The sequence below is a fragment of the Lactococcus sp. KTH0-1S genome (genome assembly GCF_052544945.1).
On the sequence record NZ_CP195165.1, the window covers coordinates 2,027,269 to 2,047,694 of the forward strand.

Here is a 20,426-nt window from a genome sequence, read left to right on the forward strand (position 1 = left end):
TTTTTTTAACTTCCTCTATTTTACCATTTTTACTGACAAAAATTTCTGTCAGTAAAAAAATCAAAAATTAAATTATGACTCAAATGACTGTGGAAATAGATAAAAGAGGAGCCCCTTGGGCTCCCCTTTTAACAATCCACTCGACTGCGAGAGTGGAGAGCCTAGCATGAAGTGTGAAGCTGTTCCACACCAACTTGTTCAAATTTAGGAGCAAAACAGCTTTTTTATTCACTTGAACCATGCGCCACGGTTTAATCTTTTCTTGGTTTATAAAAATTACGATTAGATAAAGCCCAAACGCGTTGACTAAATTGACCTGGGTCAAGCGTTTGAGTCGCCGTAGTCATCATCATCATATTGGCATCCATAACATCAATTTGATGAATCATTTCTGCTTCCATAATTTGCGGACGAACAGGGCTACCATATTCCAACTCACCATGATGACTCAACAAACAATGACGAAGCATTAATAAATCTTCATTGTCATCATCAAAACCAAGTTCAATGGCAGCTTTGCTCACTTCTTCATCAATCAAAACAATGTGCCCAAGCAAATTTCCGCGCAAAGTATAAGAAGTATTTTCCGAACCTGTAAACTCTAAACATTTTGCCATATCATGCAGTAAAACACCGGCAAACATCAAATTTTCGTTGAGTTGTGGATAAACTTCGCAAACTTTTTCCGCCATTTGAAGCATGGTGGTTGTATGGAAAGCAAGACCTCCTTCAAAAGCATGGTGATTAGTTTTTGCGGCAGGAAATTCATAAAATTCTTTATCAAATTTTTTCAAAATCGTCCGTACAATTCGATTTAAAGTCGCATTTTCAATACGGAAGACGATTGATTGAACATATTCACGTAGATCTTTTTCTTGAACAGGAGAACTTTCTCGGTAATCATGAGGTTGATTGGGCTCACTATCTGTCGCCAAACGTAATTGTATTTTATTGACTTGAGGCATCCCATTATAAAGTTCTTTGAGAGCCTTCATATGCACAACACGTCCAGCTCTAAATTGTTCAACCGCCTTAGGATTAGCATCCCAAATATTTCCGTTGATTGTTCCTGTTCGGTCTTGGAAACTTAAAGCTAAAAAGTCTTTTCCTGCACGAGTTTGACGTAATTCAACTGATTTAATCAGATAAAACCCTTCAAAAAATTCGCCAATTTCTAAGTTTTTAATGAGCACCATGTTTTCTCCTTTAAGATGTGAGAACGAGCATTCAGAAGTGATGAAAATTGTGGTTCTGAATATAATCCAGTTTCTATTTCACACGCTTCTACGAGCCCGAACTCAGTTAAATAAATTTGCAGGGGCGCTTCATTTCACCAAAGAAATAAATGTTTTTCTTTCTTACGTCCCACTTTTATATGTTAATTTTTTATCGCTTTTAAGAGCGACTTCTTTAGATATCGAACTTAAACTAGAAAGAGAAGTTTATTCATTATCTATCCCTAGCAGTTCACTACTTTTACTATTATCAATTTCATTGATATTCCGTAATTTACGATTCATCACATTTGTTCTTGTGGTGATTAGATTGCTAATCTCTTTTTCAGATTGTTGCAGACGTTCTTGAACTTTTTTCAGTGAACCTTCAAACTTACCAAATTCTGTTTTGACAGCACCTAGTAGCTCATAAACTTCAGCTGATTTTTGTTCGATTTGCAAAGTTTTAAAGCCCATTTGCAAACTGTTCAAGACGGCTGTCATTGTCGTTGGACCTGTCACATTGACCTTGTAATCACGACTGATTTGTTCATAAAGTTCAGGATTATTGACCACTTCCATAAACAGTCCTTCCGTTGGTAAAAACATGATGGCAAAATCGGTTGTTTTTGGTGGAACAATATATTTTTCACTGATTGATTTGGCTTGAGCTTTGACGGCATTAAACAATGCTTTTCTTGTCTTATCAATTTCCAGACTGTCATTAGATTCCAATGCCATTTGCAAGCGTTGGTAATCTTCCATCGGAAATTTTGAGTCAATTGGCAATAAAAGCTCTGAATCATCAGTTTTTCCAGGTAAAATCAAAGCATAATCAACTGCATTGCCTCCTTGGATATTGACTTGTTCACGGTATTGACTACTTGTAAACATTTGCTCTAAAATTCGGCCTAACTGAATTTCACCAACAATCCCCCGTGTTTTAACACCGGTCATTACCTTTTGTAGGCTGTCCACATCGCTGGCAAGATTTCTCATTTCGCCCAAGCCCTCTTCCACATTTTTCAAATGTAAAGTAACCTGTTCAAAGGATTGCGAAATTCTACGATTTAATGTTTCTTGCAATTTTTCATCGACCGTTTCTTGAATCTGACTCAATCTTTTATCATTTGAATCTTGTAATTCCTTAAATTTATGGTCAAATTTGGCGGTAATCGACTCTGTCAGTTCTGACAGTTTACTAACCGTTCTATCAGTAGATTCTACCAAACTTACAGAAATTTTTTCTAATTTTTGCTCATTTGAGTTTTGTAAATCTTTAAACTGCCAATCAAACTTACTATTGATATTTTCTGTCAGTGCCGAAAAATCATTATTGACCGAACGTAAACTACTAGAAAGTTCCTGCCTATTTTGCGCAAGTTGCTGGTTAATATCTGAGCGCATTTCCGATAAATTTTGATTAAGATAATTTAACTGATGACTCGTATTTCCTTTGTCAGTTTTTTTGAAAAAATTGGCAAGGGACAGTAAAATCAAAAGTATAAGTAATATAATAATTATGACTTCCATCTTGATTTTTTATTTTCCTACTTTTTCTAAAATTTCTTTAACTACAAGTTCTAGATTTTGTTGATTATTAATTTTTTCACTATCTGGTAGTGTATCAAAAAATGTCAGTTCTTCTTCTAAATGAGATAAGCCCCATTTTTTTAAAGCATCATTTCTTAAATTAAGACGCCTTATTAGTTCCTCTTTAGAAACTTCAAGTAAAAACCGATGAACTTCGATATTTCGCACTTCTAGTGATTTAAAAATCTCCTCAAAACAAAACTTCATATGTAGGGTCATTGGTACAATAATGGTTCCTGAATATTCTCTATTTAACTTTTCAAGAATCTGAACATTCCAAGTCCGCCATTCTTGATATTTTTGGAAATCATCTTTTTGAATTTCTTTTGGCAAATTTTTTCTAAAAAAACCTCCGATTTCCTCTGGATCATAAATCCACGAGGGAAAAATACGTTCATGCAAGAGTTCAGCAATAGTTGTCTTTCCCGAACCATATGCACCATTTAACCAAATAATCATAGTTTTTCCATTAATTCTTCTTTTAATTTATTAATATTTACTTCAACTTCACCATTAAAAATAAATGACCCTGCAACAAAAACATTAGCTCCGGCAGCTTTAGCAACTTTAATTGTTTGGTTATCAATTCCACCATCAACTTCGATTTCAAAATCAAGCTTTTTATCAGCTCGAATTTGAGCGAGTTCACGAACTTTATCCATCATTTCAGGAATAAATTTTTGACCTCCAAAACCAGGATTGACTGTCATTACTAAGACCATATCCACAAGTGGTAAAACAGTTTTAATCGCCTCTACAGGAGTTCCAGGATTAATAACTACCGAAGCTTTCATGCCAGCATTTTTAATTTTTTGAAGCGCTCCGTGAATATGATGAGTTGCTTCAACATGAATACTCATGCTATCAGCTCCTGCCTTTGCAAAATTCTCCACATATTTTTCAGGATTTTCAACCATCATGTGAACATCGAAAAATAAATGAGTTTGTGCGCGAAGTGCCGAAACAACGCCAGCTCCAAAGGTTAAATTATCCACAAAATGTCCGTCCATTACGTCAATATGGACAAGGTCAGCTCCAGCAGATTCTAACCGTTTCACATCTCTTGCAAAATTTCCAAAGTCTGCTGACAAAATTGATGGAGCAATTTTATTTTTCATTTCTATCCTCTCTCTAAATAACTTGAATTAGTAATTTATCTTTTGAAACTAAAAACACTTATTCACCACTATTTTCTGATGACTCATCATGAAGTTCTTCTTTAATAATTGTTTTCCAAGATTCACCCTCACGTTTGTGCTCTACAACAGTTGCCGCACGAACTCCAAGCATAATTGCTAAGCCTAAAGCAATGACGGTCAAGAAATTCATCACAAAGGCCAGACTTCCACTTTTGAAGACAAACATTTCTAAAATTTGGCAAATAAGCGCAAAAATAACCGCTAAAAAGGCTTCTGTTTTCAATCGTTTTTTCATTTTTCTTTGTCCTGTGAACTCTCTAAATCTTTTTTATCCTCTTTGGGCTGATTAGTTAGTCCAAAAAAGACACGGTTTAACCAAAAAATAACAAAGAAAGTTGCAATAACCAAGAGGATAAATACAATAATCATCATTGTTTTTGACAAATCATTTTTAAAATAAATCGCTAAAATCCATGCCAAAACAAGGGCAAAAAAACCAGCTTGTTTCAACCAAATATTATCTTTAGCCCTGTTTTTTTCGTTTTTTCTCATAAGTTTCCCTCGTGTGATTAATTTCATCTAAAATCTGTAAATAATTATCATAGCGGCTCTCTAAAATTTCATGATTTTCTAGTGCCAGCTTGACTGCACAGCTGGGTTCATGCGTATGTGTACATTCGCGAAACTTGCAATCATGACTGATTCTTAAAATTTCAGGAAAAGCAGCATTTAAATCCGGCTGATTCGTCACTTCATAGTCTAGACTAGAAAATCCCGGTGTGTCAGCAATTAAGCCACCAGCCAATTCAAAAAATTCAACATGACGTGTCGTATGACGCCCACGTCCCAGTTTTTCTGAAGTTTCTCCCGTTGCCAGTTGCATTTCTGGTGCAATTTTATTTAGCAAAGTAGTCTTACCAGCGCCAGTTTGACCCATAAAGACCGTTACTTTTCCTGCTAAATTACTGACCAAATGCTCAGCATCGAAAAAAACATCATAACCAATTTGTTCATAATCACTTTTTATCTGTTCATAATCTGTCAGCTGATTAAAAGTTTTTTTATTTTTATCTAAGCCTTCCTGCATCTCTGTCAGCAAATCCAACTTAGAAATATAAATCATCGGGTGAATATTTTTATGCTCTAAAAAAACCAAAAAGCGGTCTAATAAATTCAAACTAAAATTTGGGCTCACTGTTGACATAATAATCACAGCTTGATCAATATTAGCAATAGATGGTCGAATTAAAGAATTTTTTCGCTCACCAATTTTTAAAATATAACCTTCTGAATTTTCCTCAGTAGAAAATTCAACAAAATCTCCCACAACAGGTTTCATTCCTTTTTTTCTGAAATTACCACGCGCACGCGTCTGATAAACTTCACCTTCTGATTCTACATCATAAAAGCCTGCCAAAGATTTGACAATACGTCCATTTTTTATCATGTTCTCATTATACCAAAAAAAGGCTTAACTGTAAGCCTTTCATTATTTTTTAAAGTTTATTAACTCAAAACAGTGATTTGAATATTTTTCCGTCCCCAAGCAATTGCTTGGTCATTAGTTGGAAAATGGACATCAATAATATTCCCAATAATTGCTCCCCCAGTATCACCAGCAATTGCAATTCCATATCCTGGAACTTCAACAAGAGAATTCAAAGGAATAACACTTGGGTCAACCGCAATACAAATTGGATTTTTACTTAAATCAATTCCCGTTGCTGTAATCCCATTCAAAGCATAAGCCGTTGCTTCTACATTTAAAGTACGACCACCAGAAGGAGTTGTAGATGAGCCATTGTTAGCACCATCCGTTCCTTTATCGCTTGAAGCCTGTGAACTTTGAGAACTTGATGAGCTTGAGTTTTGAGTACTTGACGAACTTGATGAAGTCTTAGCCTTCTCTTGCTCCGCTTTAGCTTTAACCTCAGCTACCGATTTAGCCAATGCTTCATCGCGAGCTTTTTGTTCTGCTGCTGCTTTTTCTTGCATTTCACTCAAAAGTTGTTTATTAGAACTAATTTTATCCTTAAGCGATGAAATACTACTTTGCAAGCTATCTACTTGTCCTTGATAGTCATTTTGGTTTTTCACAAGAGATTCTTGCGTTTCTTCCAATTTAACTTTCATTGTTTTAAGTGAAGCTTCTTTTTCTATCAAAGATTTAGCTTGGTCAGCCTCGGCTGTCAAAACTACATTCAGATTGGTCAAACGTGTGATCATCTCTGAGAGATTTTTGGATGACGCAACGACATCAATATATGAGAACGTAGCCCCACCATTTGATTGTACTGCCCGCATTTGTTTTGCGACAGAAGCCTTGAGTTGAACAATATCATTTTCAGTTTCAGCAATTTTGCTTTCATATTCTGTGATTTTGCTCTTTGACTGCTTAACTTTTTCTTGAGCTTCTTGCGCTTGACTATAAATCTTATTTGCCTGCGCTAATTTGCTATCGAGTTCTGTTTGGAAGTTTGTAAGTTCTTGGTTGACTTCCGTTTGAGAGCTCTCAGCATTTACCTTTGTTACTCCTAAGAGATTAGATGGTAGTACTGACAAAATCATCAGTAAAGCTCCCACAAGTATTCCAACTTGTTTTATTTTTTTAGGAATTAAATTCTTCATACTTTGTCTATTCTAACATATCCCCTCAGGATTTTAATTGCAATATGTTTACTAAGATTAACATAACTTTAAAATAAATACAAAACAATACTTTCACAAAAGCTTCTTGATTTACTGAAAGCAAATTTTCATTCGCTTCTTTATTATTTATTTACAAAAAAATCTCTATCAGTAAAATACCAATAGAGAATTTTACTGACAGTTTTTTGTCAGTAATTTTTCAAATTAACGGATTTCTATATCCAATTTTTCCACAAGATTTTTGGTAATTTTATTGACCGCAGCCGTAATTTCATCATCTGTCATTGTATTTTCAACAGGTTGGAAAGTGAGACTGTAAGCCATTGATTTCTTACCAGCCGGTAAGTTTTTGCCTTGATAAATATCAAATAACTCAACTTGGCTAAGTGTTTTAACACGACTTGTTTTAATGACAGAAACAATTTGTGCATGTGTCACTTCAGCATCAATCAAAAGTGCGATATCACGGTGAACCGCTTGAACTTTCGGAATGTCAGTAAAGATAGTTTGAGCTGGTAATTCTTCAAGCATCACTTGCATATCAAGACCAGCAACATAAGTTTCTGCAATGTCGTATTTTTTAGCTGTCGCCGGATGAATTTGTCCTACAAAACCAGCCACACGACCATTAATTTTAATGACAGCAGTCCGTCCTGGGTGCATCGCTGCTTGATTATTGCTTGGAATAAATTCTACTTCTTTGTATGCTTCAAGAAGGTTTTCCACAATTCCCTTAGCATAGTAGAAATCAACAGGAACAGCTTGCCCATTATATGATTTATCCACAACATTTCCAGAAATAGCAAAAGCAAGGTTTGGTACTTCTATCGGACGAATATCATCTGGATTTGGTAAGAAAATATTGCCAATTTCATAAATTGCCACATCAGCATTTTTACGATTCTGATTGTAATTTACAATATCCAAAAGTCCTGGAATCATGTTTGCACGAAGTGTTTGACGATCTTCGGTCATTGGCATCATAAGCGTTGTTGTTTCAAGCTGACCCACAAATTCAGTTGCTTTTTCTGGAGTTACAAGCGAATAACCAATAACTTCATTAAGCCCTGAACTTTCGAGACCTGTTCGCACCGTACGACGGAATTTTTGCATTTGAGTCAATTCACCAGCATTTTGTGAGGAAGGCAAAGTACTTGGCAAATTATCATAGCCATAAATACGAGCTACTTCTTCAACTAAATCAGCTTCAATATGAATATCCCAACGACGTGATGGAATTTCACAAGTAAATTTTTCACCCTCAACTTCAACCCCAAAGCCAAGTTGAACAAAAATTTTCTCCACAGTCTCAAGAGATAAATCTGTTCCCAAAGCACTATTAACGCGACTCAAAGTAATTGATACTTTTGGCAAAAGAGGTTGATAATCATTTGATTCAACAACGCCTGAAAGAACTTTTCCGCCAGCCAATTCAACTATCATTGCTGCTGCAAAATCAAGTGCCTCACGAACCGTTCCTTCATTAATTCCTTTTTCAAAACGACTTGATGCTTCCGAACGCAATGCAAATTTTTGAGAAGTTTTACGAATCGAAGTCCCATCAAATAGAGCCGCTTCAAGGGCAACACTTGTTGTTTCGTCAGTAATTTCACTATCGGCGCCACCCATAACACCACCAAGCGCTACAGGAAGTCCATTTGCGGTAACCACAATATCAGAATCATCTAATTCACGTTCAACATGGTCTAAGGTTGTCATTTTTTCACCAGCCTTAGCTTGACGAACCAAAATTTCATCAGAACCAAATTTAGCAAAATCAAAACTATGCAAAGGTTGACCAAAAGCCATCAAAACATAATTCGTCACATCCACTACATTGTTGATTGGTTTCACACCAGCATTCATCAAACGGTTTTGCAACCATTGTGGTGATTTAGCAATCTTAACCCCTTCAATCAAACGAATTTTATATGTTGGAACCTTATCTGTTTCAACTTTTACTGCAATTTTACTTGCTGCTGATTCAGAAGCTTCTACTAAATCTTTCTTTTCTAATTGAACTGGCAAACCATAAATAGCACCAACTTCCCAAGCTGCCCCATGCATTGACAAAGCATCCGCACGGTTTGGTGTAATTGATAATTCAATGATTTCATCATTCATATCAAGATAAGAGAAAATACTATCACCAACTTTAGCATCCGCTGGCATTTCAAAAATACCATCCTCATGCTTCATGGGATTAATTTTTTCATCAATCCCAATTTCATCAAGCGCACAGAGCATCCCGAGAGATTCAACTCCTCGAATTTTACCTTTTTTGATTTTATAATTATCAGCAATTCGAGCACCCACAAGTGCTACAATTACTTTCATACCCACACGAACATTTGGCGCACCACAAACAATTTGCAATGATTCTTCAGCTCCAACATTCACTTGTGTGATGTGTAAGTGTGTGTCAGGAATATCTTCACTTGATAAAATTTCCCCCACAACAAGTTTTGACAAACCTTCCATTGGACTTGTCACACCTTCAACCTCAATCCCAGACGTTGACATCTTTTGTTCTAATTCAGCCGATGTCGCTCTAAGATTAGGCACCAACTCTTTTAACCATTTATATGATACTTGCATTTTATTTCACTTTCTATTCACAGTTTTTTGACTTTTTTATTTTCCAAATTGCTCTAAGAATCGTACGTCCCCTTGATAGAATCCACGAATATCATTGATTCCATATCGGAGCATCGCAATACGTTCTTGACCAAGCCCGAAAGCAAAACCAGAATAAACCGAAGAATCTAAACCAGACATTTCAAGCACATTGGGATGGACCATACCTGCACCAAGAATTTCAATCCAGCCGGTATGTTTGCAGACGTTACAGCCTTTTCCGCCACATTTGAAACAAGAAATATCAACCTCAACAGAAGGTTCAGTAAATGGGAAATAACTTGGACGCCAGCGTAATTCACGGTCTTGACCAAACATTTTTTTCATGACAAGGTCAAGCGTTCCTTTAAGGTCTGCCATTGTGATATTTTTATCTACAACCAAACCTTCAATTTGATGGAATTGGTGGCTGTGAGTGGCATCATCTGTATCACGACGGTAAACACGACCAGGAGCAATCATACGTAAACCACCTTTAGAGAAATCATGAGCATCCATTGTCCGAGCTTGCATAGGTGAAGTATGCGTACGAAGTAAAACTTCATTAGTGATATAGAAAGTATCTTGCATATCACGAGCTGGATGATCTTTTGGAAGATTCATTCGCTCAAAATTATAATGGTCTGTTTCCACTTCATAGCCATCAACAATTTCATAACCCATTCCAAGGAAAATTTCTTCAATTTCCTCTTGCGTTTGAGTTAAGATATGGCGACTTCCTTTTTTCTGAGCTTTTCCTGGCAAAGTCACATCCAAAGTTTCTGATTCTAAAGCGGCATTCATTACTGCTTGTTCGATTTCCACTTTTTTAGCTTCAAATTTTGCCCCAAACTCATCACGAAAAGCATTGGCAAGTGCGCCAATAACTGGACGTTCTTCATTAGTTAGGTCTTTCATCCCTTTCAGAATTTCAGTCAATTCACCCTTTTTACCGAGCATCACAGTTCTTAAATTATTCAGTGTTTTTTCATCAGCAACAGAGAGTAAGTCAGACAAAGTCCGCTTGCGAAGGTCTTCAATTTTTTCTTGTAAGTTCATTTTTATCCTTTCAACTTATGAAAAATATATATTTGTTATTAAAAAGAGATTTGAGCCAGATTTAATGGAAAATAAAAATACCACAACTCTCATCTCCAAAGGAGCGAAAGCCGCGGTACCATCCTATTTTATCACTTAATTTAATTATTTAATTCACACAAAAGCCTACCTTTTAGGCTATCACTCTAGATGATAGATTAAAAATAGCTTTATTTAGTAAGGTGAACTTCAATTGCAATTCCATATCGTGGCTTTCAGTCGGTGACCACAATTCCCTCAAATTTCATAAACAATCTACTCTTCTTACATCTATGCTTAATTTTATCACTTTCATAAGATTTGTCAACTTTAAGAAAGTGTATTTTTTTATCTTGACAAAATAAAAAACGTATTTTATAATAAATATATATATAAAACATGTCTATAATACATGTTTAGAAAGAAGAGATTTAATGAAAACATTTAAAAGCTTAGAAGATTTTGTCGGAACACACTTTATCTATACCTATGATAATGGTTGGGAATATGAACTTTACGTCAAAAACGATCATACCATTGATTACCGTATTCATGGCGGAATGGTCGCTGGCCGCTGGGTCAAAGACCAAGAAGTTTCATTAGTGATGTTAACCGAAGGGATTTATAAAATTACATGGACAGAACCTACTGGTACTGATGTTGCCTTAGATTTTCTTCCAAATGAAGGAAAATTACACGGCATGATTTTCTTCCCGAAATGGGTAGAAGAACATCCAGAAATCACTGTCTGCTTCCAAAATGATTTTATTGACTTAATGCATGAATCTCGCGAAAAATATGAAACTTATCCTAAATATTTAGTCCCAGAATTTGCAAAAATTACTTATGCTGCTGAAGCAGGCAAAGATAATGACGAAGTCGTCGCACAAGCTCCTTACAAAGAAATGACAAATGATATTCGTAACGGAAAATACTTTGACCAAAATTATAAAATGATTAAGCATTAATTTTCAAGTCAAAAATAATAAAGAAGAGACAAATAATATTTAATTTGTCTCTTCTTTATTTGAGAAATCAATAGAATACCAGCTTATCAATATTAAATAATTATCAATTTAGACTTCCTTAAATTTCGTTATATATAATAGAATAGACTGTTTATTAAAAATGAAGTTTAAATTCTACATCAAAAATTTACAATTTACTATTTTTTGTGTATCATGGAAATAAAGGAGAAAAAATATGAGCCATAGAGATAAATTATCTTATATTATACTTGGACTTTTAAAGACCGAACCATTAAGTGGTTATGACCTTAAGAAAAAGTTTGAAAGTGAAGTCGGTGAATTTTGGCAAGCCAACACAGGGCAAATTTATCCTTCACTTAGAGTATTATTAAATGATCAAGCCGTTACTTTTGATGTACACATCGTAGGTGAAAAGTTAGAGAAAAAAACCTATCAAATTACTCCAAAAGGAATCGAACTATTTAACGAGTGGTTAAAACACCCTGTTGACCGCTATCCAATTCAAAAAGATGAATTCATGCTCCGCCTTTACTTTCTTGATGACAAAAATGAAGAAAATCTCCAAAAACTAATTGAAGAAGAAAGTATTGTCCACCAGAAAAAATTGGAATATCTGATTAAACGTCAAAAAGACCTCTTTGGTGAAGATGAAAAAAATAAAAAAAGTGGCCACTATTTGGTTTTAGATTTTGCGATTCAAAGAGAAACTTTTAAAAAAGAATGGTTAGATTCTTTACTTAAAGATTTAAAATAAGAAAAACACTAATATTTTATGAATATTAGTGTTTTTTTATCCTTCAAAAATAATTATTTTATAAACCTTTTTATTTTTAGTTAAGGAAAAAAATTGTTAAAATAAAGCTAGCGCTTACAAAACAAGGTTCCGGAATCTTTAAAATCACTATTGTTTAGGAGATATTTATGATTTCAGTGAAAAAACGTAGAGAAATTAAGGCTTTTTTGGTAACAGCATCTATAGGAATTGTTGTATTAGGAGGGCAACAAGTCTTAGCAGATGCAGCTAGTGAAATGGTCAATCCAAAAGATAAAGTGCTTGTAGGTTATTGGCACAATTGGAAATCAACAGGAAAAGATGGTTATAAAGGAGGAAGTTCTGCTGACTTCAATCTTTCAAGTACACAAGAAGGCTACAATGTAATTAATGTTTCCTTTATGAAAACACCTGAAGGACAAACCCTTCCCACTTTCAAGCCTTATAACAAAACTGATACTGAATTCAGAGCCGAAATTTCAAAATTAAATGCCGAAGGTAAGAGCGTCTTAATCGCTTTAGGAGGAGCTGACGCTCATATTGAATTAAAGAAAAGTCAGGAAAGTGATTTTGTTAATGAAATCATTCGTCTTGTAGATACTTACGGCTTTGATGGATTAGATATTGATTTAGAACAGGCTGCAATTGAAGCAGCAGATAATCAAACTGTTATCCCATCCGCTTTAAAAAAAGTTAAAGACCATTATCGAAAAGATGGTAAAAACTTTATGATTACGATGGCTCCAGAATTTCCTTATTTAACAAGTTCAGGAAAATATGCACCATATATCAACAATTTAGATTCGTACTATGATTTCATCAATCCTCAATACTATAATCAAGGAGGAGATGGTTTCTGGGATAGTGATTTAAATATGTGGATTTCTCAATCAAATGACGAAAAAAAAGAAGATTTTCTCTATGGTTTAACTCAACGTCTCGTAACAGGAACAGATGGGTTTATTAAAATCCCAGCCAGTAAATTCGTTATTGGTCTACCATCTAATAATGACGCTGCTGCAACAGGTTATGTGAAAGACCCCAATGCCGTAAAAAATGCATTGAATCGCTTAAAAGCTTCGGGTAACGAAATAAAAGGTTTAATGACTTGGTCAGTAAATTGGGATGCTGGAACCAATTCAAATGGCGAAAAATATAATAATACTTTTGTAAATACATACGCCCCAATGCTCTTTAACAATCAACCGATTGAAGATACTGAAAAACCTACCTTGCCCACAATTTCAATTAGTAATGTGACTGCTTCTACTGCCACGATTCAAGGAAAATCTACAGACAATGTTCGCATTGATCACTATGAAATTAAGATTGGTACTCAATCATTTAAAAGTACTTCCGGCTTACAAGATGTGACTGGATTATCCAAAAAAACTGAATACCATGTTGAAATTGTAGCAGTTGACCCTTCAGGTAATCGTTCTGATACGGCCAGAGCTACATTTATGACACTGGACACATCAGCGGAAAATAATACTTAGCAAAACGATAAAATTTATGTTCAAGGTGATCGTGTTACTTATAATGGAGTAAATTATGAAGCAAAATGGTGGAATACTGGCCAACAACCTGACCAATCAGGAGATTTTGGTCCATGGAAAAAGCTATAAATAGGAGAGGAATAAATTTATGAAAAAACTACTGACTGGTTTATTAGTTGCTGCAGGTCTACTCAGTGTCTCCCTTTTAATTAAAACAGATACTGTATCAGCTCATGGTTATGTTCAATCACCACCAGCTAGAGGCTATCAAGGACAATTAGATTCTCAAAGTTTAGGTTGGACCGCCGCTTTTAACATTTATGGAAATGTTATTAGTAATCCACAATCTTTAGAAGCACCTAAAGGCTTCCCAGAGTCTGGTCCCGCTGATGGTCGGATTGCTTCTGCAAATGGAGGCTTAGGGCAAATAGGCGACTTTGTTCTAGATAATCAAACTAGTTCACGCTGGAAAAAAACATCTATTAGTACAGGTTCTAACATCTTCACTTGGAAATACACTGCACCTCATAAAACAACTAAGTGGCACTACTATATGACCAAAACAGGTTGGGACCAAAATGCATCTTTAAAACGTTCAGAATTAGAACTTATAGGAACAATCAATCATGATGGTTCTCCTGCAACAAATAATCTCTCACACACGATTAACATTCCAACTGATCGATCTGGTTATCACATTGTTTTGGCTGTCTGGGATGTAGCTGATACTTCTAATGCCTTTTATAATGTAATTGATGTCAACGTCAATAATAAAAACTCTAGTTCACAAGTCTTTGGACCCTTCTTGTAAACAAAAAAAGTCAGAGCATGCTCTGGCTTTTTTATTTTGACTTTAGACGCCCCAAACTGATTCTAAAACATTAGTTTGTTCACGACCAGGACCTACTGAGAAAGTCGAGATACGTACGCCAACTAGTTCACCAACACGACGAACATAGTTACGAGCAGCTTCTGGTAACTCTTCTAAAGTTCGGCATGAAGTAATATCTTCAGACCATCCTGGCAATTCTTCATAGATTGGTTTGCAATCTGCTAATTCTTTAAGTGATGCTGGATAATGAGTAATTTGTTCACCATTACTACGTTCGTAAGCAACACAAATTTTTACTGTTTCAAGTCCTGAGAGAACGTCAATTGAATTCAAGCTAAGATTTGTCAAGCCAGAAACACGTTTTGCATGACGCATTACGACTGAGTCAAACCAACCAACACGACGTGGACGTCCTGTTGTTGTTCCATATTCATGTCCTACTTCACGAATTTGATGTCCAACTTCATCAAAAAGTTCTGTTGGGAATGGACCATCACCCACACGTGAAGTATAGGCTTTACAAACACCAACAACTTTTGAAATTTTTGATGGACCCACACCAGAGCCAATCGTTACCCCACCAGCTACTGGGTTTGATGAAGTTACAAATGGATATGTTCCTTGGTCAATATCAAGCATTACCCCTTGCGCACCTTCAAAAAGGACACGTTTTCCTGCATCAAGGGCATCATTCAAGATAACTGAAGTATCTGTCACATATTTTTTAAGTTGTTGACCGTATTCATAGTATTCTTCAAAAATTTCTTCAAATTCGATTGGTTCTGAATCATACATTTTTACAAATTCACGGTTTTTGGCTTCAAGGTTTGTACGTAAACGTTCCTCAAAGATTTCTTTGTCAAGTAAGTCTGCAACACGAATTCCGACACGAGCTGCTTTATCCATATAGGCTGGGCCAATCCCTTTAATGGTTGTCCCAATCTTCTTATCGCCTTTGGCTTCTTCTTGAAGGAAGTCTAATTTTTTATGGTAAGGCAAGATAACATGTGCACGGTCTGAAATACGTAAGCTCTCTGCAGAAACTCCATTTTCAGCGAGATAAGCGATTTCTTCAATCAGTGATTTTGGGTTAACAACGACACCATTCCCAATAACGGAAATCTTTTCAGGGAAGAAAATCCCTGATGGAATGAGGTGAAGTTTGAACTTTTTGCCGTCGATGACGATGGTATGACCTGCATTGTCTCCCCCTTGATAACGGGCAATAACTTCTGCATTTGAGCTTAGGAAATCTGTAATTTTACCTTTTCCTTCGTCTCCCCATTGCGTTCCGACAACTACTACTGATGGCATAATATTCTCCTTTTGGATAGTTTTGACTATCCACTTTTCTTAAAATATTTTGCACGCTCCAAGTTCGCTTGGCTGGCATTTCTAAAAAACTTCTTCAACTTTTGAACTAATTTATCAAAAGTAAAAGATAAATCATTTCTTGAAAGCTCCTATCGCACTATTTTTTATTTTATCAAAAAACATCAAGATTTACTTAAAAAATCCTGATGCTTTTGGTTAAATCTAAATTATCGTTCGGAAATACGGAACTTTTTTAATCTTTAAATTATGTTTTACAAAAAACTGAGAATTTTGGAGACTGTTCCACTTTCTAGTAAAACCATTATTCCAAGTACTATATAAACAAAAGCTAGAATCCAACGACTGTATTTTTCTAAAACGTCATGAAGGTGAGGAATTTTTGCAATTGTTTTTCCAAGAAGCCCTAAAATTAATATGTTTATGGCAAAAATCATTATAGATAATAGCAAATTATCTGCTGACAGTGTCATAAAAAATGGAGTAAACAAAGCAATGTTATCCGCTCCACGACTCGCAAAAGAAATGATAATAACAGTTCCAAGCAAGCTTTTGTTTTTTCTTTTTTGTAGCAATTCATCTAATTCTTCATCATCATCCCCAAAGAATAAATATTTTATTCCTATTCCTAAAGGAATCAGTCCCAGCAAGCCTAAAATTCACTCTTCTGGAACAAACTTTAGGATGAGATTTTCCATTATTTTACTAAATAAAAAGCTATAAGCAAAGGATCTTAGGATCTTGGTTTAATAAAAAGGAATACTTAGCTATATTAACAGAGTTCTTGCTATCATTTGTTATTATCCTTTACTTCTGTATTTGTACAATTAATCTATATTAAATTTTTACATATGATTATTTTAAAATACCATTCTCAGGGCTTACTTATCCAACGAATCCATTCGGGCAAAGCTTCTTTTTTAGGCTTGTACCCTTTCTTAAACATCGTATAAAAATATTCTTTATTAAGACGTTCAAATCTATCTAAAAATGATTCATCTCCATTTTCATTTTTACGAACTGCATTGATAAAAGCAGTTAAAATAATTGCTATGAATAATCCTATATAAATTAATATAAAAAAAGCAATAAATATTAATATTGGTCCAAGTGGTACAGTTCGCATAATTCACATTCTTTCTTTTAATAATTGGTTTCAGGATACATAAACTTACAAATACAAATAATTTTTATAGTTTATTATCAAAATACCAGTTAAATTTATTGGTCCAAGTTCCATTTTACAATTTCACTAACCAAGCGTTTGAGTTCATTGGTTTCAACATCATAAGGAACTTTTATGGTCCCTTTACTACATTCATATTGTCCTTTAAGAGACGCACTATTATTTTCAATGAAGTTTGGTTTGGGATATATTCCTAAGTGCTTTTTTTGAGAACTTGCATAAATGAGGACATTCTTATCCTTAAACCATGCAGGCATTCCGTAGGAAATCCGTTCTTGTGCTTCAGGAAAGACCAATTTTACAGTTTCTCTGACAATGTTCATTAACTCATCATTTTTAAAATAATCTTCAAATTCCATAGCAGGCCTCTCTCATCTTCATTATCATTTTTTTGTTGTTTTTAGTAATAATATGTTCAAAAAAAATTATTTACTGCTATTAGTTTATCAAAATCCTTTATTCTTAACAAACTCTTTTAAGATTTCTCAAACATCAATGGAAAATCTGATATTTTTTCTTGCTTTTATATCATTTATTGATTGACAATTTTTTTGTTCTATTGAGGTCAGTTAGGGTCTTGTGGTACAATAGACTCATGGATAAAATTATCAAATCAATCTCAAAAAATGGGCATTTCAGAGCTTTTGCTTTGGATTCAACCCTAACTGTGAAAGAAGCACAGGAACGCCATCAAACATGGCCAACCTCGACGGTTGCCTTAGGTCGTACATTGATTGCTGGACAAATTTTAGGAGCTAATGAAAAAGGTGATACTAAAATTACAGTTAAAGTTCTGGGTGATGGAGCAATGGGCCCAATCATCGCAGTCGCTGACAGCCGCGGCCATGTCAAAGGTTATGTCAAAAATCGTGAACTCGACTATAAAAAAGCTTCAACTGGTGAAGTATTAGTTGCTCCTTTTGTTGGTAATGGCTTTTTAGTTGTGGTCAAAGACATGGGACTTAAACAACCTTATAGTGGTCAAGTTGATTTAATTACTGGTGAAATTGGCGAAGACTTAGCTTGGTATTTTTTAAGTTCAGAACAAACTCCCTCTTCTGTTGGTGTGAATGTTTTACTTAACGAGGACTCAGATACAGTCAAAATTGCTGGTGGATTCATGTTGCAAGCTTTGCCAGATGCTACTGACGAAGAAATTACCGAAATTGAACATAATATCAAAAGTATGCCTTCAATTGCAACAATGCTGACCAGTGAAGAACCATTAAAAACGATGTTAGACAATATTTATGGCGATATGGAATACAAAAATCTTGGTGAATTTCCTTTGGAATTCAAATGTGATTGTAGTAAGGAACGTTTCCTTGAAGGTATTAAATCTTTAGGAAGAGAACCAATTGAGGAAATGATAGCCGAGGACCATGGTGCTGAAATTGTTTGTCAATTCTGTGAAAACAAATATGAGTATTCTGAAGATGAATTAAAAGTACTCCTTAAGTAAAATAACTAATTATTTTACTGACAGAAATTCTGTCAGTAAATAGAATTGAGAAAAATGACTGTAAAACTTTTTATTGCTTCTACATTAGACGGCTATATTGCCACCAAAGAAGAAAGTCTCCAATGGCTTTTTGATGTTGAGGGTGAGGGTGATAACGGCTATGGTGCTTTTTATAGTGGTATTGATACAATCATTATGGGGAAAAAGACTTATGATTGGTTAGAAAAAGAGCAAGCCGGTCAGTGGCCTTATTCTGACAAAACTTCTTATATTTTAACTCATCAAGAAATTTCTTCTACTGACAATATCGTTTTTATTGACAAAGAAAAACTGACAGAACTGTCAGTAAATTTTGCGGATACTGACAAAAATATCTGGGTTGTTGGCGGTGGAGAAGTCATCAAACTTTTTCTTGAAAATCATTGGGTTGATGAATTACAAGTTACCATTGCCCCAGTTTTACTAGGAGAAGGAATTCCACTTTTTCCGTCAGGAAATTACAAAGAGAAACTCCAACTGATTGATACAAAAACCTACGGACAATTTGTTGAATTACATTATTTAGTAAAAAAATAGATACTGACAATTTTGTCAGTATTTTTTGTCAGTAAAAATTACTGACAGAATTCACTGACAGAACTGTCCGTAACTTTTTAAGCCTTAAAACCTTGTGAAATCTCAAAAAATTGCTATAATATTCTTTATGACTATGGACAAAATTTACAACGAATCGTGGAAAATTGGCGATATCGAAATAAAAAATAAAATTGTGTTAGCACCAATGGCCGGAATTACAAATAAAGCTTTTCTGACTACTGCTAAAGAATTTGGAGCTGGACTTGTTGTAACTGAAATGATTTCTGATAAAGGAATTGAACATCGCAACAAAAAGACTTTGGAAATGATGGATTTTGAAGGGGTCCCTCATCCACTCTCAATGCAAATTTTTGGGGGTGAAGTAGATACTCTGGTTGAAGCAGCCAAATTTGTTGAAGCAAATACTGTTGCTGATATTATTGATATCAATATGGGTTGCCCAGTACCGAAAGTAACTAAAAATGAAGCCGGTTCTCGTCTTTTACTTGATCCTGATAAAGTTTATGATGTGGTCTCTGCTGTTTCTAAAGCTATTTCAAGACCACTAACAGTGAAAATCCGAATTGGTTGGGATGACGACCACCTTTTTGCTGTTGAAAATGCTAAAGCAATTGAAGCGGGAGGCGGAGCGGCTGTTTCTATGCATGCACGAACCAAAGCACAAGCTTATACAGGAAATGCTCAAGAAAATTGGCACTGGCTCAAAAAATTGACCGAAAATGTCAATATTCCGGTCATCGGAAATGGCGATATCAAGACTCCTGAAGATGCGAAACGCATGATTGATGAAACAGGCGTCACTGCGGTCATGATGGGAAGAGCAGCCCTTGGAAACCCTTGGATTCTTCATCGTACCGAGCATTATCTACGAACAGGTGAACTATTGCCTGAACCAACAGTTGCGGAAAAAATGGAAATTGCAAAACTTCACTTGGCACGTCTGGTTGAATTAAAAGGTGATAATCTTGCTAGCCGAGAATTTCGTCAGCACGCAGCATATTACCTCAAAGGAGCTTCTCGTGCAGCAAAAGTAAAAGTTGCTGTCAATCAAGCAGAATCACAAGCAGAAATTATCACTATTCTCGATAATTTTGTGAATGGAATCAAATAAAACGATATGAAATCTGGAAATTTCCAGGTTTTTTAGTTATAATAAATATAGAAATAAATATTCAAACAATTCCGAAAATAGAAAGGGTTTTCTATATGCGTACAACAAAAGCCACTGAAGAAATCGAAAAAGCTATTATTCACCTGAAGAAAGCAAAACGAGAAATTAGTAATTATACTTTTGAATACAATGTTCAAAACTTGATTCAGTTAGATAAGACAATTAAGCAGTTGGAAAATATCAAAACTGGAATCAATGCAGATAGTTTTTCTGTTGAAGGAGTCAAATCTACCGGTGAAATTGAAGGCGCACGTCTTTCAAGATAATTAATTTCACTGACAAAAATAAAAAATAGCTC

General features: G+C 35.0%; 21 protein-coding genes and 1 pseudogene. 8 read left to right on the forward strand and 14 right to left on the reverse strand.

What is annotated here, in order from left to right; all coding sequences use genetic code 11:
* Positions 1 to 251 precede the first annotated feature (251 nt).
* The 10 genes from ACRYLU_RS09890 to pheS all read right to left on the reverse strand — a co-directional run bounded on the left by ACRYLU_RS09890 (position 252) and on the right by pheS (position 10,270).
* Positions 252 to 1,196 carry a 3'-5' exoribonuclease YhaM family protein gene (locus ACRYLU_RS09890; protein WP_080739885.1) on the reverse strand — a complete coding sequence of 315 codons (945 nt, stop codon included), beginning with the start codon at positions 1,194 to 1,196 and terminating at the stop codon, positions 252 to 254.
* Between the two features lie 246 nt (positions 1,197 to 1,442).
* On the reverse strand, positions 1,443 to 2,747 hold the full coding sequence (gene rmuC, locus ACRYLU_RS09895) for a DNA recombination protein RmuC (RefSeq protein WP_038602079.1): 1,305 nt from the start codon (positions 2,745 to 2,747) through the stop codon (positions 1,443 to 1,445).
* Between the two features lie 9 nt (positions 2,748 to 2,756).
* Positions 2,757 to 3,266, reverse strand: a complete 510-nt coding sequence (locus tag ACRYLU_RS09900; RefSeq protein ID WP_104143361.1) for an AAA family ATPase — start codon at positions 3,264 to 3,266, stop codon at positions 2,757 to 2,759.
* Positions 3,263 to 3,925: a ribulose-phosphate 3-epimerase gene (gene rpe, locus ACRYLU_RS09905; RefSeq protein ID WP_445080940.1), complete on the reverse strand. Its 663-nt coding sequence runs from the start codon at positions 3,923 to 3,925 to the stop codon at positions 3,263 to 3,265. Before rpe ends, ACRYLU_RS09900 begins: the two co-directional genes overlap by 4 nt.
* A gap of 58 nt (positions 3,926 to 3,983) precedes the next feature.
* Positions 3,984 to 4,241 carry a hypothetical protein gene (locus ACRYLU_RS09910; protein ID WP_038602084.1) on the reverse strand — a complete coding sequence of 86 codons (258 nt, stop codon included), beginning with the start codon at positions 4,239 to 4,241 and terminating at the stop codon, positions 3,984 to 3,986.
* On the reverse strand, positions 4,238 to 4,498 hold the full coding sequence (locus ACRYLU_RS09915) for a hypothetical protein (protein ID WP_012898465.1): 261 nt from the start codon (positions 4,496 to 4,498) through the stop codon (positions 4,238 to 4,240). The genes ACRYLU_RS09910 and ACRYLU_RS09915 overlap by 4 nt, the downstream gene beginning before the upstream one ends.
* Complete coding sequence (rsgA, locus tag ACRYLU_RS09920) at positions 4,470 to 5,393, reverse strand: ribosome small subunit-dependent GTPase A (RefSeq protein WP_058204995.1); 924 nt, start codon at positions 5,391 to 5,393, stop codon at positions 4,470 to 4,472. Before rsgA ends, ACRYLU_RS09915 begins: the two co-directional genes overlap by 29 nt.
* Positions 5,394 to 5,452: 59 nt before the next feature.
* Complete coding sequence (locus ACRYLU_RS09925) at positions 5,453 to 6,574, reverse strand: 3D domain-containing protein (RefSeq protein ID WP_038602088.1); 1,122 nt, start codon at positions 6,572 to 6,574, stop codon at positions 5,453 to 5,455.
* Between the two features lie 225 nt (positions 6,575 to 6,799).
* Entirely contained in the window at positions 6,800 to 9,193 is a 2,394-nt protein-coding gene (pheT, locus tag ACRYLU_RS09930; RefSeq protein WP_445080941.1) for a phenylalanine--tRNA ligase subunit beta, read from the reverse strand.
* A gap of 36 nt (positions 9,194 to 9,229) precedes the next feature.
* Entirely contained in the window at positions 9,230 to 10,270 is a 1,041-nt protein-coding gene (gene pheS, locus ACRYLU_RS09935; RefSeq protein WP_004254858.1) for a phenylalanine--tRNA ligase subunit alpha, read from the reverse strand.
* Between the two features lie 452 nt (positions 10,271 to 10,722).
* Between pheS and ACRYLU_RS09940 the strand changes: the two genes are divergently transcribed.
* From ACRYLU_RS09940 to ACRYLU_RS09955, 4 genes and pseudogenes are all read left to right on the forward strand, one after another.
* Positions 10,723 to 11,256, forward strand: a complete 534-nt coding sequence (locus ACRYLU_RS09940) for a phenolic acid decarboxylase (protein WP_029344419.1) — start codon at positions 10,723 to 10,725, stop codon at positions 11,254 to 11,256.
* Positions 11,257 to 11,491: 235 nt separating this feature from the next.
* On the forward strand, positions 11,492 to 12,031 hold the full coding sequence (locus ACRYLU_RS09945; protein WP_004254847.1) for a PadR family transcriptional regulator: 540 nt from the start codon (positions 11,492 to 11,494) through the stop codon (positions 12,029 to 12,031).
* Positions 12,032 to 12,198: 167 nt separating this feature from the next.
* Positions 12,199 to 13,677: pseudogene (locus ACRYLU_RS09950) on the forward strand (glycosyl hydrolase family 18 protein).
* A gap of 19 nt (positions 13,678 to 13,696) precedes the next feature.
* Positions 13,697 to 14,359, forward strand: coding sequence for a lytic polysaccharide monooxygenase auxiliary activity family 9 protein (locus tag ACRYLU_RS09955; RefSeq protein WP_445080942.1), 663 nt, complete (start codon positions 13,697 to 13,699; stop codon positions 14,357 to 14,359).
* A gap of 42 nt (positions 14,360 to 14,401) precedes the next feature.
* On the opposite strand, the gene ACRYLU_RS09960 is transcribed toward ACRYLU_RS09955, so the two are convergent.
* The 4 genes from ACRYLU_RS09960 to ACRYLU_RS09975 all read right to left on the reverse strand — a co-directional run bounded on the left by ACRYLU_RS09960 (position 14,402) and on the right by ACRYLU_RS09975 (position 17,257).
* Positions 14,402 to 15,694 carry an adenylosuccinate synthase gene (locus ACRYLU_RS09960; protein WP_004254838.1) on the reverse strand — a complete coding sequence of 431 codons (1,293 nt, stop codon included), beginning with the start codon at positions 15,692 to 15,694 and terminating at the stop codon, positions 14,402 to 14,404.
* Between the two features lie 272 nt (positions 15,695 to 15,966).
* Positions 15,967 to 16,362 (reverse strand): cadmium resistance transporter, encoded by a 396-nt coding sequence (locus tag ACRYLU_RS09965; protein ID WP_445080943.1) that lies wholly within the window; start codon positions 16,360 to 16,362, stop codon positions 15,967 to 15,969.
* Positions 16,363 to 16,586: 224 nt separating this feature from the next.
* Positions 16,587 to 16,838, reverse strand: coding sequence for a hypothetical protein (locus tag ACRYLU_RS09970; RefSeq protein ID WP_021469035.1), 252 nt, complete (start codon positions 16,836 to 16,838; stop codon positions 16,587 to 16,589).
* A 95-nt stretch (positions 16,839 to 16,933) separates the two neighbouring features.
* Positions 16,934 to 17,257, reverse strand: a complete 324-nt coding sequence (locus tag ACRYLU_RS09975) for an iron chaperone (protein WP_038602099.1) — start codon at positions 17,255 to 17,257, stop codon at positions 16,934 to 16,936.
* Between the two features lie 236 nt (positions 17,258 to 17,493).
* Between ACRYLU_RS09975 and hslO the strand changes: the two genes are divergently transcribed.
* From hslO to ACRYLU_RS09995, 4 genes are all read left to right on the forward strand, one after another.
* Complete coding sequence (gene hslO, locus ACRYLU_RS09980) at positions 17,494 to 18,360, forward strand: Hsp33 family molecular chaperone HslO (protein ID WP_098394170.1); 867 nt, start codon at positions 17,494 to 17,496, stop codon at positions 18,358 to 18,360.
* A gap of 54 nt (positions 18,361 to 18,414) precedes the next feature.
* A complete protein-coding gene (locus ACRYLU_RS09985) occupies positions 18,415 to 18,936 on the forward strand; it encodes a dihydrofolate reductase family protein (RefSeq protein ID WP_445080944.1) in 522 nt (173 codons plus the stop codon).
* 127 nt (positions 18,937 to 19,063) lie between these two features.
* Positions 19,064 to 20,068 carry a tRNA dihydrouridine synthase DusB gene (gene dusB / locus ACRYLU_RS09990; protein WP_104143338.1) on the forward strand — a complete coding sequence of 335 codons (1,005 nt, stop codon included), beginning with the start codon at positions 19,064 to 19,066 and terminating at the stop codon, positions 20,066 to 20,068.
* 95 nt (positions 20,069 to 20,163) lie between these two features.
* Positions 20,164 to 20,394 (forward strand): hypothetical protein, encoded by a 231-nt coding sequence (locus ACRYLU_RS09995; RefSeq protein WP_004254795.1) that lies wholly within the window; start codon positions 20,164 to 20,166, stop codon positions 20,392 to 20,394.
* Positions 20,395 to 20,426 lie beyond the last annotated feature (32 nt).